Origin of the sequence: Massilia frigida, from assembly GCF_011682175.1 — a bacterium.
In the GTDB taxonomy this organism is placed as follows: domain Bacteria; phylum Pseudomonadota; class Gammaproteobacteria; order Burkholderiales; family Burkholderiaceae_D; genus Telluria_A; species Telluria_A frigida.
Map to the genome: position 1 here is coordinate 1 of NZ_WHJG01000140.1, position 921 is coordinate 921.

Sequence of the window (921 nt, forward strand, 5' to 3'; positions counted from 1 at the left end):
TGCGCAGCTTGCCGCTGGCGACGACGGTGGACGAGGTGGAGGCGCTGTTGCCGTGGAATTTGCATAGCCATGATTTAGCCAGCGAAACGGTTCCCTGAACAGCCTGGGGTTCATGGGGCACTTACGAGGATGTGAGCCGCACCTACCAGGGCGTCGACGGCTACACGCCGATCGCGGCTTACCTGGGACCGGCAGGCGGCGGCAGACGGAACGATTGACTGGGCAAATTCATGATTCTGGCATGCCGGACGGAGAGCGCATGGGCTGATACACCAAAACTGGCCTGAAATCGTGCCTGGCATCATTCATAGGCGGCCGACTAAGCCGCAACAGCCGTGGACAGCGGCATGGTCGGACGGAAAAGCGACGGTCAAATTGGGGACACGGAATCAGGTCCTATTTTGCGCCAGCTGATTCCACTCAAAACGACATTGGGCCAAATTCTCCGCCCCCTCTCTTTCCACAGCGAGGCTCAAAGGTGTGACTGGCGCAAATAACCCAATTTGCAGGTACATTGCTACCCAATTACAGTGCCGAAAAGCAAACACGGCTTATTTCATCCTCATCAAATTCTTCTTCTTTTTCGATGGAAGAGGAACCCGTCCGGATATTATTTTTACGTCATTAATCGATCCGGACCAAAGCCCAAAATGGCCATGATCACTCGCACTAAATATTCCTTCTATCTTTACATAGCCGTTATTCAATCTCCTAGCCAATTGTATTTGTGGCGGATGAAGTTCAATCCAGACTCCATTTTTACGAATTCCTTGAACCGCATCCTCCCGGTGAAGATAGAGGCTCTTGCAAAACTGGCGTAACGCATGGGAACGGCTTGGCATCGCAAGCATAAAGGAGGGTGTGGGCGCACCCATTTCTGGCATGATGCAGTTTCTCAAGACTTCACCAAAACGCCCACAC

1 protein-coding gene is annotated in these 921 nt (G+C 52.6%); it reads right to left on the reverse strand.

Features of this window, described 5'->3' with window-relative positions; genetic code table 11:
• Window positions 1-551 precede the first annotated feature (551 nt).
• Window positions 552-921 (reverse strand): hypothetical protein (locus tag F2P44_RS34370; protein WP_223165158.1); only part of this gene is annotated, 370 nt, incomplete at its 5' end.